General features: G+C 36.1%; 8 protein-coding genes. 2 read left to right on the top strand and 6 right to left on the bottom strand.

The annotated features are described in order from the left end of the window. Positions 1-34: 34 nt before the first annotated feature. On the bottom strand, positions 35-880 hold the full coding sequence (locus tag IQ237_RS10100) for a Uma2 family endonuclease (protein WP_194054651.1): 846 nt from the start codon (positions 878-880) through the stop codon (positions 35-37). Between the two features lie 182 nt (positions 881-1,062). Continuing rightward, positions 1,063-1,470 carry a tetratricopeptide repeat protein gene (locus IQ237_RS10095; protein ID WP_194054649.1) on the bottom strand — a complete coding sequence of 136 codons (408 nt, stop codon included), beginning with the start codon at positions 1,468-1,470 and terminating at the stop codon, positions 1,063-1,065. Positions 1,471-1,928: 458 nt separating this feature from the next. Between IQ237_RS10095 and IQ237_RS10090 the strand changes: the two genes are divergently transcribed. Next, the gene (locus IQ237_RS10090; protein WP_096565289.1) at positions 1,929-2,147 is read left to right on the top strand and encodes a DUF4327 family protein; all 219 of its coding nucleotides are present in this window, start codon (positions 1,929-1,931) and stop codon (positions 2,145-2,147) included. A gap of 91 nt (positions 2,148-2,238) precedes the next feature. Here the strand turns inward: IQ237_RS10090 and IQ237_RS10085 are convergent, their stop codons facing one another. Both IQ237_RS10085 and IQ237_RS10080 read right to left on the bottom strand, forming a co-directional pair. Next, positions 2,239-3,477: a protein kinase gene (locus tag IQ237_RS10085; RefSeq protein WP_194054647.1), complete on the bottom strand. Its 1,239-nt coding sequence runs from the start codon at positions 3,475-3,477 to the stop codon at positions 2,239-2,241. Positions 3,478-3,606: 129 nt separating this feature from the next. Then, complete coding sequence (locus IQ237_RS10080; protein WP_194054645.1) at positions 3,607-5,529, bottom strand: serine/threonine phosphatase; 1,923 nt, start codon at positions 5,527-5,529, stop codon at positions 3,607-3,609. 1,017 nt (positions 5,530-6,546) lie between these two features. Here IQ237_RS10080 and IQ237_RS10075 point away from each other — a divergent pair. Further along, entirely contained in the window at positions 6,547-6,726 is a 180-nt protein-coding gene (locus IQ237_RS10075) for a replication restart DNA helicase PriA (protein ID WP_194054643.1), read from the top strand. A 115-nt stretch (positions 6,727-6,841) separates the two neighbouring features. On the opposite strand, the gene rlmN is transcribed toward IQ237_RS10075, so the two are convergent. Both rlmN and IQ237_RS10065 read right to left on the bottom strand, forming a co-directional pair. Beyond that, the gene (rlmN, locus tag IQ237_RS10070; protein WP_194054641.1) at positions 6,842-7,927 is read right to left on the bottom strand and encodes a 23S rRNA (adenine(2503)-C(2))-methyltransferase RlmN; all 1,086 of its coding nucleotides are present in this window, start codon (positions 7,925-7,927) and stop codon (positions 6,842-6,844) included. 47 nt (positions 7,928-7,974) lie between these two features. Further along, positions 7,975-13,404, bottom strand: coding sequence for an ATP-binding sensor histidine kinase (locus IQ237_RS10065; RefSeq protein WP_194054639.1), 5,430 nt, complete (start codon positions 13,402-13,404; stop codon positions 7,975-7,977). Between the last annotated feature and the right edge of the window lie 66 nt (positions 13,405-13,470).

Raw genomic sequence — 13,470 nt, 5'->3', positions numbered from 1 at the left:
ATTGTCCCGACAATAACTTTCACTAAATGTCTATTTACTCATCTAATTCTATTCCTAATTCTCGCAACTTTGCCGCTAATTTATCAGCCCGTTGTTTTTCCTGTTCAGCCCGTTGTTTTTCCTGTTCAGCCCGTTGTTTTTCCTGTTCAGCCCGTTGTTTCTCCTGTTCAGCCCGTTGTTTCTCCTGTTCAGCCCGTTGTTTTTCCTGTTCTGCTTGTTCTTCTCCTGTTAACAATAAATTACCATCTAAATCCCACCATCTTAACCAAGGTAACTCTACATTTTTATATGTTCCTTGCCAAATACCCAACTCTACACCCATTTTTTGAATTAGATAACGCCCCCTTTCATTAGGTGACATTAAATAATACTTTCCTTCAACTAAATTATATAATTCTAAAGATGCTTTCTGCACTTCATAAATTCCATAAAAAGGTACTCTAATGGCTTTTTCATACACCCAAAACTTACCTGAATATGGAGTTTCATCTCTTTCTTCAGCACCATTACCAGAAACAAATTCAATCACAATGAAAGGGGCGACAAATTCTTGCCACATCACATAAGAACGGCGCATTTGACCGTTTAAAGTTGGCGGTACATCAGGAACATAAAACCAATCTGGTGCTTCTGCTCCTTTTTGTGGTGGGTCAGTAATACGCCAATAAATACCGCTATCTTGACCTATACAAAATTGTTTATCTGGATGAATTTGCTGTAATTTAGACCAAATTGATTCTGTTAATAAAATACTTTGAGGATGTTCTTGAAAATTCTTCACTATAGTTCCATCTTCACAGGGTAATTGAGTATGATCTGGTAATTGGGTGGGTAGATCAGTTGGCAGATCAAGTTTCATATCAAGTTTCATACTGTCCATAATTTACCATTGTGTATGTTTGTGTTGGCTAGGATAGGTTATGGCATGGCATTCACCTGATTTCATTGTAAACATTAAATATTAGGGCAAATATTAGGGCAAATATTAGGGCGGGCAGGGATGCCCACCCCACAAGAGTTAAACTTATTTACTTGATAAAATTTAAATGCGTAATAGCTTACCTATTTAGCAGCTTGATTATTTCCCTCTGCTCTATTTTTTACATCCGCCAACACAGTTTTATAATCTTCCCGATCAGGATGCAACTTCACCAACCTTTCCATCAGAGCGATCGCACCCTGATTATCCCCCATTTGTAACTTCATCACTGACAACTTCTCCAACGCCACCTGATTATTAGGTTCACGCTGCAAAACCAACTCATAACCCTTAATTTGTTTCTCTAACTCAGTCTCAGCCGATTCAACCACCGATTGCTGTGGTTGTTGCCAAGCCCGTTGAATCGTACTAAACCCCCCAAACAATATAGAACCACCGAAGCCCAATAAAGAAATATATGTAACAATTCTTTGCTTTCTTGCAATTTGCTGACGACGTTTTTCTAAGTAATCACTACCAGAACTAGCCATGTATCAATACTTGCTGCTGTAAACACTAAAAAACAGCAATCCTCCTTTCCTAGTTATCAGATTACCCATAAAACCCAAAAAAATATCACCACTGACTGCTGATAGCTGTTCAATAATGGACAATTGACAATGGACAATTGACAATTAATTTCCTCTCCCTTGAAGGGAGAGGATTGAAAAGCTGAATTTTTTGCTTTTTTCCCCTTGAAAGGGGAGGTTTTAAGCCTTGAATGAAACAATTATCAATTGTCAATTGTCAATTATCAATTGATAACTGTGGTCGTAATTACCGTACAAAACCAAATTTTTAGCAATTTCCCAGAATCATTTATGATATACTCTAGAAGTTAAGACTGGCTTCGCCCAACTATAGGACTCGCGCACCAGTAAAAAATGCCAACTGGAAAGCAGTTTTAACTAAGTATTCACACAAATAAAATTTGAACCACATCGAGGTTATGACTCAGCAAGTGATTCACCCTATGGTGAAATTGCAGCGCAATGTGCAATCACTCGTAGAATCCAGTATTATCAAGCCCAGCGATAGCATCTGGAAAATTGCCTTCCTCTACGGCAATGAATGGCAACACTGGAAACAAGAACTCCTAGACTTTGGCTTTAGTATGCAAGATCCCATTGGTGATCTATTAGCAGTAGAAACCTGGGACGAAGATTAGGGACTGGGGATTGGGGACCCTTGACTGGTGACAGGTGACAGTAATAAATTTACCAATTACCAATTACCAATTACCAATTACCAATCACCAATCACTGACAAGCCATTAACGCCTGAGCCAAATCCTTAGCACTTTGAAAGCGATCGCGTGGTAGAGGTTCCGTCACCCGTTCAATAATTTCGCGGAGTTGAGGAGTAATTGTCGGCACATTTTTCACATCAAAACAAACACCACGTCCCCTGTGGCGGATAAAATTTACAGGATTTTGCCCAGTCAGTAAAAAAATCAAAGTTGGACCTATAGCATACAAATCCGATTGTGTCAATGGTTGTCCTCGTTCCTGCTCAGGAGCGCAATAACCTTCCGCACCAATCCTTGTCCCCGGTGCAGTGCCAATTTCCTTCACAGCACCGAAATCCAACACCACAATTTGATTATCAGCATTTCTCACCATCAAATTAGCAGGTTTAATATCCCGGTGAATCAGCGGTGGATCTTGATGATGAAGATAATCTAAAATATCACAAGTCTGAATCATCCAGGCGATCGCCTGATGAGGAGTCACAGGACCAGTAGTATATACACGCTTTTCCAAATCCTGTCCGTGAATTAACTCCATTGCCAAGTAGTTTTTCCTATCTTCGGCAAAAAAATCATAATATTTGGGAATTCCTCGATAATTAAGACATTTTAGAGTTTTCGCTTCTCGTTCAAACAACTCCTGCGCTTTAGCAATTTTAGCCATATCCGCATTCATCTGCTTTAGCACCAACAGTTGAGGAACACCCGTACTTACGCCTGTAGCATCCCAAGCTAGGTAAGTAGTACCCATACCACCCTGTCCCAGTGTGCGTAAGACCTGATAATGGCGAATTCGCTTGATAACAGTTAGCGGTTGACCACAGTGAACACAAAATATATTATTTGGGGAATTTCCTTCGTGATTGCAATGGGAAACTGCAACTTTCTCAATTTCCTGGTGTATTGGTTGCCAAGGTGAAACAGTCAGTTCCGGTATATCCTCAAGTTGAAATTTGAGTATAGGTCCTCCCTGTGCTAGTTGCAGGAGAGAATTATCGGATAACGTACTTTTTGTTACCAGAACACCATTAAGAAAAGTACCATTTGTCCCTTGACTAATTACCTGCCAAGCATCACTGCTGCCAGAACTCAATTGTTGAAGTTGCAGATGATACCGAGAAACTAAACTATCATTGAGTACAACATGATTATCCACCGCGCGACCAATGCGAATCACAGAGGAACCCTGAAAACTCCACTGTTTAAGCGGCGTTTTATTTTTCGTGTCTAACAGGGTCAGTGTTACCACAATCAAAATTTATAATTCATAATTATTTATCTATCAGAAAAGAGAACTACTTGTAAAGACATGGCCTATCAAGCTCATTTCCATTCTATGTCAACTTTGCTGATAGGGTTAACAGCTAGTTAGCAAGAGTTAGCTTGTTTGTATCGGAGAAACCTTAACCCGAATCAATATAGCCGTAATATTGTCGTGACCATTGTATTCATTTGCCAGATCAACCAAGTCGCTCAGACCTGATTCCAAATTTGTACTCGAACTGAGCAACGGTGTGAGGTGAGTCTGCCAATTAGTTTCCAATAAATCATTATCAGATAACCCATCGGAAACCAACAACAGCAAACAATCTTCATGAATCTCAAAGAAATTGATATCAGGATGGACAAAATTGGCATCTCGTGGACCCAAAGCTTGAGTGAGTTGGTAGGCATCTGGACGAGCATAAGCTACACTAGCAGGTACCCCTTTAGCAATTTCCCGTTGACCCACTTCGTGATCCACAGTCATTTGCTCTAGTCCCCCCTTGCGAGTGACACGATAAAGACGACTATCTCCCAGATGAGCAACTGCTAACTTAGTGTTTTGCATCAATAACATCACCAAAGTTGTACCCATGCGCCCCACACCAGAACGCAGTCCTTGTTGATTGAGATCGTAAATCGTTTGATTCGCCAACAAAACCGCTGCTTCCATCATTTCAGATGTTGGCAGTTCCTCCCCAACCCACTTTTCTTGAAAGTATTTTCGCAAAGTAGTTACAGCCAACTCACTGGCCACCTCACCTCCAGCGTGTCCCCCCATCCCATCACAGAGAATATACAAACCCCTAGCTTGCAAATGGCGATTTCCAGGTACATCCAGCTTTTGCTGCTTGGTTTCAATGGCAAAATAATCTTCGTTGTGATCACGTTGACGACCGACATCAGTGCATCCTACATCTTCCACAGTCCTTAATTGCATTGACAAGATAATTGTCGGTGCATCTTCATTTCTTTCCTCATCCTGCCAATTATCATCTTGCAACACAGTTGGCGCAAAAGCATATTTTGTTTCTGTAGAAGCAACACCAGAGTGAGAAGGTGATTGTAGTTCTGTGGATATTTCCTGCAAATGCGATCGCAATTCTTCCCCAGTGGCAATCTTACCAGCTTCTAAATCATCCAAAATTTGCACAAGAGAGGCAATATGAATATGTTGAGACTGTAGACATAAATTGCGCCAAACCCTTCCCAAAGACTTGATAGTTAAAAGCGGCTCGCCATCAGTAGGCAAATTTTCAGTAGGTGTTTCCAGATACAACCGTTGCACCCCCAGAGTTTGGTCTTCATCTAGTCGCAGATTTGATAACTTCAACAAACTTTGACGACAATTTACTGGTTTCAGTATTTCCCAAAGTTGGATCATCTGATAGCACCAGTGTAAAATCTGCAATGGATGGGTTGTAGGATCTTGCCACGCCTCTAGTAACAACTGCCAATGGGAACGGTCTTCAATCAGTACCACCTGCATATTATCTTGTTGCCAAGCATCGTGAATTACTGGTATTCCCGGTGGCATTTCCTGTTGCAATGCCACATAAGCTTGAGCCAAACTAGGAATACCAATTACACTCACCGATGGCACAATCAAACCCTGTGGTTGATGTTCCAGCATCGCCTCAATAGGTGAAATGTGAAAGGGTTGGCAATCTAAAACCTTGAATTTATACTCCGTACCACCCGGCATCACTTCCGGTTCTGGTAAAGGTTCTAATAATTGATAGCGTTGTCCCCGATCTAAAAATGAGCCTACCGCAAATTGTAGACGGGTGTTTGTGTTGCCTATATCTGGTGTTAATTTCTCGTCCCCAAATTCGGAAACAACAACAGGTACTTCTTGGGTGATGATTGCCCACCAAATCGTGCCACATTCTGCACCACACTTGTGACAGTATTGATTATTTAAAAGGACTTCTGCCCCACATTCAGGACAAGTCTTATAAGTTAAAGACGTGCCACAACTTTGACAAAACTTATTGTCATTGGGATTTTCAAATTGACATTGCGGGCAAATGAGCATAGTAGAAATTCCTTGCTTTTTCTTCTAAGATGCTTCTAGCTACTAAATATATAACGTCTCTACTGGGATAAAATCTATCCACAATTACTAATTTACTGTCATATAGTTGTGTTTTATATTCTAGTACAGCACGGCGTAAATAGGGTTTGCTGAAAAGTTATCTGTGAGGGGTCAGGAGTATGGCTAACGCCACGCTTACTTTGACTTACTTCGACTTCGCTCAGTACAGGTTGCTCAGTACAAATCGCTATCAAGGAGTCAGGAGTTCAATTGAATCCTGACTCCTGACTCCTATTCCTTCACGAAAAGACTTTCTCAGCAACCCCTAATAAGTAGTCGTGATTTTATGTAATGTATCTTTTCTAATGTTGGCTATTTTTTGGTGTAATCTCGCTAATTCGATAACTCTTAAAGTCTTACATGATAAGAAATAATGGGCAATTAATAATTAAGAATATCTATTACTAATTACCCATTTCTCATTACCCATTACTAATCTCTAGATTAGCAAAAGTAGTTGATTACTGTAATATCTCATGTTGGAAGTTTTGCTTAAATTATCACTGAGTCATGTAATGATATTTTCTCTAATAAAGATAATCAAGGTAGTAAATACCACTATAGCCGAGAATACAATTGTAATCTGAAATACAATTTATACAGCGAAAAGCTTAACAAAATCTAAAGAAAAATATTTTGTGACTTAAAATACAGTTTTTCTTTTTCTGTAGCGGTTGAATACAAAAATAACCTATTTAAAAACAAAAGGATAAATATACTTGTCTCAAAGATTAAAGTACGGGGATCACTAAGAATGAAAACAAAAGTTACAGGAAAAGTAAATTTATATATCTAAAGTGTGACGACTAAAAATATGAAGACTAAGATAATGAATAAGAATGCGTGAAATTTTTAAATTGTTAAATTTTTTAAAAAATAGCCGCCTCTGTGGCTATAAATCTTGACTGGCTAGAGTTACGGATTTTTACCAACATTATTTAATCCAGGGGTTTTAAAATGCAAGTTTTACAAAAAGTTCATTGCCCAAATTGCGGCAGTACAGCTGAACGTCACTTTATTGCTGAGAGTCAAGTCACCAGAACACAATGCCCAACCTGTGATTACCTGATGATTAGCTGCACTCGCACTGGTAGGGTTATTGAGGCTTATGCACCAGGTATTTATGCTAAAAAATAGGTGATTGGGGACTGGGGACTGGTGACTGGTGACTGGTGACTGGTGACTGGTGACTGGGTAATCAATTTTATGTTTACCAATTATCAATTATCAATTATCAATTATCAATTACTAATTACCTTTTATTTCTTCTCAGTTGTCCACAAGCTGCGTCTGCTTCTAAACCGCGAGAATATCTGACACTCACAGCAATGTTTTGTTGTTGGAGAACATTAACAAAAGCTTGTATTCTATCGCGGTTTGGTCTTTTATAATCTACTTCCTCGATAGGGTTGTAAGGAATTAAATTCACATGACTTTGAAAACCGCGCAGACGTTTTGATAATTCTAAAGCGTGTTCTGGTAAGTCGTTGACTCCCGCTAAAAGGATATATTCAAAAGTTACTCTGCGTCCGGTTATTTCTACATATTCTCGGCATTCTGCGAGTAAGTCTTCGATGGGGTAGGGTTTAGCACTGGGAATAATTTGTTCTCTTAATGTTTGGTTTGGTGCATGAAGACTGACAGCGAGGGTAATTTGAAAATGGTGTTCGGCTAATTGACGAATGCGATCGCGAATACCTACAGTAGAAACAGTGAGCGATCGCGCTCCAATTCCCACATCTTGATTTAAAGATTTCAACGCCAAAATTACATTTTCCGTATTCAACAACGGTTCACCCATTCCCATAAACACCACATTACTCACCCGTTGCTGAAAATCTTCCTGTACAGTTAATACTTGATCCACAATTTCTGCACGGCTAAGATTACGTTTAAAACCTCCTTTCCCCGTCGCACAAAAATCACAGGCCATTGGACAACCAACTTGAGTAGAAACACAAACCGTTAACCGCTTATCACTGGGAATACCAACAGTTTCAATAATTTCTCCATCTGCTAATTTCAACAGATATTTTACCGTATCATCAGCAGCAACAGAACGATAATGTAGAGATGAACGACCTATAGGAATATCTATAACTTTTTCTCGCCAACTTTTAGGAAATACAGAAATATCTGCTAAATTACGCACACCTTTATCATATATCCAATTATGTAGTTGTTTCCCCCGGTATCCAGGTTGTCCTTGTTCTTGAACCCAAGCGGTTAACTCAGCTACCGAAGCACCGAGAAGAGGGGAAACAAGTTCAGAGTTTGCAGTGGTAGAGTTTGTAGAGTTAGTGGAATTTACGGGAGATACAACAGGTGTAGCAGACATAAAAAAACCATAATTTGATTCTATATCTCTATCCTACACCCATGATCTCAAATTGTGTGGCTTTTCTGACTCGAATTAATAGGAATTTGAATAATAAATTCTGTACCCATTCCCGGTTCAGACACGCACTCTATTCTTCCACTATGTTTATCTACGATAATTTGATAACTAATTGATAAACCTAAACCTGTACCTTCACCAACTGATTTGGTGGTGAAAAAAGGATCAAATATTCGTTGTGTAATTTCTGGATTCATCCCCATTGCATTATCTTTAATGGAAAATTTCACCCAATCATTATTAATGATATCCGTGCTAATTGTAATTTGACTAAAATGTAATTCTCTTTCCGCTTTTGATAAACTCTGCTTATATTGATATAAAGCATCAATCGCATTACTGATAATATTCATAAACACCTGATTTAGCTGGGAAGCATAACAGCTAACCAAAGGTAACTTACCATAATCTTTAATAACTATATTTTGTGCATAACCTAACTTTTCTTTTAACCGGGGTTGCAACAGCATTAATGTACTTTCAATCCCCTCATGGATATCTACAGGTTTCATTTCCGATTCATCTAAACGAGAAAAATTACGTAATCCCAGAACAATTTTGCGAATACGATCTGCACCTACAGACATTGACCTGAGTATTTTTGGTAAGTCTACAATCAAAAAATCTAAATCTATTTCTGCCATCTTTTGTTGCAATAAATATGTAGGTTGGGGATACTCTTGTTGATAAAGATGGAGCAAATTTATCAAAGCTTCAATATAGCTTTGAGCATGATCAATATTACCATAGATAAAATTTACAGGATTATTAATTTCATGGGCAATACCAGCAACTAATTGTCCTAAACTAGACATTTTTTCCGTTTGAATTAGTTGCAGTTGTGTAAATTGTAATTCCCGCAGTGTTTTTTCTAAGTGCAGATTTTTTTCATTTAATTCCTGGGTTCTTTGGGCAACTTTTTCTTCTAATTTACCATAAAGTTGGGCATTTTCTAAGGAAATAGCAGCTTGGGAAGATAAGAGTTTTAATACTTTCAGTCTTTCCGGGGTAAATGCACCTACTGTTAAATCATTTTCTAAATAGATAATGCCGATAACTTTACCTTGATTTAAAATAGGATTGCAGAGAATAGATTTAGGTTCATATTTAATAATATAAGGATCAACAGCAAATGTTTTTTCAGTAGTAGCATCATTAATCAAGATGTCTTTTTGAGTATTCAAAACATAATTTATAATGCTTAATGGTAAGTTTTGATACTCACTTAATTGTGTAAAATTTAACTCAACTTTTTGGTTTTCTCGATATTGTGGTACAACAAATAAGTTGCCTTCTTGCTGTAAAATAAAAACAGCCTTTTTCGCACCTATATTTTCTACAATTACATCCAGTAAATTATGTAGTAATTTGTCTATTTTGATTTCTGAAGAAATAGCTAGAGATGCTTTAGTCACAGTTTCTAAATCTAAAATTGCTGATACACTGCTATTGCTAGAATCAGATATAAGCTTACTAATCAAATTAGGTTCTTCACTGTTTATTGCTTTTTGCTTGAGAATCGGAAGAAGTAGCTGAGGATAGGTTATTTCTAAATCTTCTACTTTAGCTTTAGCACCCCAATTAACATAACAATAATAAGCATCTATTAAGTAAGTTTGAGCAATTTTTATTTTACCAGATTCGAGATAAAATTGAGCAGCTAATTCATTAGCAAGAGCTTCTTCTTGGATATATTTATTTTCCTTAGCTCCAGCAATTGCTTGATCATAAAGTTCCATTGCTTGCCAATTATTACCCAATACTCTTGCTATTTCTGCTGCCACTAAATCATACTTATGTTGATAATTTTGTGGTGCATGATTAGCCCACAATTGCATTTGCTTTTGATTGGCTAAAACAATTTTGAAACTTGTCTCTTGTTCACTTATAGATTGATTTGGATATTCAGCCAAAAGAGATAAAGAGTAGTATAAATTATGGTAAATGACAGTAATTTGTCCAACAACATACTGTAAATATTCTTTTCCTTGTACAGCAGTTGTAATAGATTTTTTGGTATCCTTAAATAAGTAAAAAAATATAGTTTTGGCTAAATATAAAGAAAACAATGTTGTAGAGCTATTAGTCTCTAATAAAAGTGGTAATAATACAGATTCATTAAATGAATTACCACTAAAATCCGATTTATTAATATTATTGCTATCTAAAAAATTCAACACAAACTGTTTCCAGACTTGGTGAACAGGAACCGTTCCCTCTTGCTTGAACTTACACATTAAATGTATATAGGTTTCGAGATGCTGAAATATAGATGCTAAATTTTCTCCATTTAATATCATATTTATATTGTACATAGCGGAAGCATAACCAGCATATTCTAAATCTCCCACTTCTATACCACAATTTATAGATTCCAGTAAACTGTCTATTGTTTTATCAACATGATTTTTCCAAAAATTAATATTAGCATTCCACATTACTAAAACTCTACATTTGATTTCTTTGGCATCCAATTTATCCAATAAATTCAAAGCCAATTTACCATAGCGGTATCCAGTATCAATATCTAAGAAAAAACCACATAATAATACACCATAATTCACATACCCATGAGCAGAACTTGAACAATTACCATATTTAACCGATAAATGTATCATGGTAAAAATAATTGCTGGAAATAATGCCGGATCAACAAAATAACTAGCAGCAGTCATGTTAGCTAAAATCCGCATCGCTGCAATTTTATCCGGTGCAGTCATCACAGGTAAATTGATTAAATCATCAACATTTAAGTTTGCTGGTGGTTCTTTTTCTAAGTTAACTCCCAACAAATTGATGATATTTAAACCTGTTTCAATGGCTAATTGGATTTGTACCTGAGCCATATATATTTGCATTTCTGCTTCATATACTTTCACTTGATCAAGTAAACTATGTGCATGGTTTTTGACTATTTTTATATAGGTTTGTGCTTGCTCAAAATTAATGTTTAAAAATTCGGCTTCGACAGCTTCTACATAAAGATTTAAAGTCAAATCATACTGATTTTGCCAACTATCTATTGCTAACAGTTCTAAACCCATTCTTAAATATATCACAGCCGCTTCATAAGCTGTAGACAACTTAGCTTTTTGCCCTGCAATTAAGTTGAGTTTAGCTAATTCATATTTATCTAATTCATTAGTAATTAATTCAACACTAATATTAAGCTGGTTGACTATCTCAAATATTTTTTCTTCTAGTTCCCAAGAATCACTATTTTTTAAAATTAATTGCCCAATTTTCAAGTGTGTTGCTTGTTTCTCAGCATCAGGAATCAATAAATAAGCAGCTTGCTGTATTCTGTCATGGAGAAACTTATATTTAACTGTCAGTCTTTCCAAATTATTCAATTCTAATTCTGAACCAGATACAGAAATAACATCTATACTATCTACATAAAATTTATAACTTTCATCTTGTGGTAAAATCAAACCTTGTTTCAGAGCATTCCATAAATTTGTAGCTATTTCTAATTGTGATTTTTCACAGACGATAGATAAAGTATATAAATCAAATTGATTACCTATACAAGCTGCTATTTTTAAGATATTTTGTGTATCAATTGGTAATTTTTTGATTTGCGAACCTAAAAACTGTACAATATCATCATTCTGATATAAAGCCTTAGCTGCATAAATATCACACTGCCAATAACCAAGATTAAAATTCAAACTAATCAACCCATCTTCATACATGGATTTCATTAATTGATTAGTAAAAAATGGGTTTCCTTGGGTTTTGGTTAACAGTAATTCAGTGAGAGATTCTGTTTCAGATTCTGGGCAATATAAAGTATCTACTATTAGTTGATTTAAGTGTAATTTATCTAAAGGTTGTAGGTTTATTTGATTAACTATAACATCGGCTTTGCGAATATTATCTAAGGTAATTATTAAAGGATGTCCAGCATAGACTTCATTATCTCGATATGCTCCAATGAACAACAAATATTGAGTATCTGTTTCACTAATTAATAATTCTATTAACTTCAAAGAAGCTGAATCAGCCCATTGTAAATCATCTAAAAAAATTACTAATGGATGTTCTTTTGTGGCAAATATTTGAATAAATTTACCAAAGAGAAAATTAAAGCGATTTTGAGCAGCACTACCTGTAAGTTCTGGAACATCAGGTTGCTTACCAATAATGTTTTCTAATTCGGGAATGACATCAATAATAACTTGTCCTTGTTCTCCCAGTGCTGATAAAATATGACTTTTCCATTCTTGTAACTTGTCGGTACTTTCGGTTAAAAGTTGCTGTAATAAACTCTGCAATGCTTTTACTAAAGCCGACAAAGGAATATTGCGTTGAAATTGATCATATTTGCCAGAAATAAAATAACCTTTTTGACGGATAATAGGTTTATGAATTTCATTAATAACCGCAGTTTTACCAATACCAGAAAAACCAGCTACTAAGATTAATTCTTTATTGCCATTACTGACTCTTTCAAAAGACTCTAATAAACTTGAAATCTCATTTTCTCTCCCATAAATTTTATCAGAAATTATAAATCTGTCTGCTATATCTCTTTGTCCTAAATCAAAATCAGAAATTGCACCTTGATTTAATAACATTTGTTGACAGATTTCTAAATCATATCTAATCCCCCTGGCTGTTTGATATCTTTCCTCTGGGGTTTTTGCCATTAATTTGAAAATCATATCTGCAACAATCTCAGGAATTTGGGGATTAATTTCCCTGGGATGCTCAGGAGTTTTCGCCAGATGACAATGCACCAACTCTAAAGGATTATTACTCATAAAAGGTAATTTTCCTGTGAGTAATTCATAAAATGTCACACCCAAAGAATAAAAATCAGTCCGGTAGTCTATCCCGCGATTCATTCTTCCCGTTTGTTCTGGTGACATATAGGGAAGCGTACCTTCTAATACATTTGGGTTTTTGATTTCGGTAACTTCTTTAGGTAAGAGACAAGAAATACTAAAATCTATCAGTTTAATTTGCTTCGTTTCTGGATTAATAATAATATTTTTGGGTTTGATATCTTTATGAATAATTTTATTTTGATATAAAAATTCTAACGCCTCAACAATGAGAATAGCTATATTGAAAAATAAATCTAATTTTAATGGTTGAGACTGAGCATATTGATATAGAGATATGCCGCCAATATCTTCTAAGATTAAAGCATAACTATTACCATTAGTTTCTAAAGCATAGGATTTGATAATATTTGGATGTTCTATTTCTTGGATAATTGTGAACTGATTTTTTAAGGATATCAATTCGTGCAATTGGGGATATTGTGCGTTTAAAGTTTTGATGATGACTGGAGTTTGAGTCTTTTCTTGCTCACCACGATATACAGTCGTTCTAGTGCTAACATGAATGACTTCTGTGATGCGATAACCAGGAATAGTGATAGCAGAGATATTACTCTTGCTCATAACTCATTATTTGATAAATAGGGAATAGTTAGGTTTATTTAGACATCAACTAAATGCTTTAGACAA

It is taken from the genome of Sphaerospermopsis sp. LEGE 08334, assembly GCF_015207205.1.
Taxonomy (GTDB): domain Bacteria; phylum Cyanobacteriota; class Cyanobacteriia; order Cyanobacteriales; family Nostocaceae; genus Sphaerospermopsis.
This window is presented reverse-complemented; position numbering and strand designations above follow the sequence as displayed.

Coding starts and splice junctions, on each gene's coding strand:
- IQ237_RS10075 (WP_194054643.1), top strand. CDS start 6,547: ATGCAAGTTTTACAAAAAGTTCATTGCCCAAATTGCGGCAGTACAGCT.
- rlmN (WP_194054641.1), bottom strand. CDS start 7,927: ATGTCTGCTACACCTGTTGTATCTCCCGTAAATTCCACTAACTCTACA.
- IQ237_RS10100 (WP_194054651.1), bottom strand. CDS start 880: ATGGACAGTATGAAACTTGATATGAAACTTGATCTGCCAACTGATCTA.
- IQ237_RS10090 (WP_096565289.1), top strand. CDS start 1,929: ATGACTCAGCAAGTGATTCACCCTATGGTGAAATTGCAGCGCAATGTG.
- IQ237_RS10080 (WP_194054645.1), bottom strand. CDS start 5,529: ATGCTCATTTGCCCGCAATGTCAATTTGAAAATCCCAATGACAATAAG.
- IQ237_RS10095 (WP_194054649.1), bottom strand. CDS start 1,470: ATGGCTAGTTCTGGTAGTGATTACTTAGAAAAACGTCGTCAGCAAATT.
- IQ237_RS10065 (WP_194054639.1), bottom strand. CDS start 13,404: ATGAGCAAGAGTAATATCTCTGCTATCACTATTCCTGGTTATCGCATC.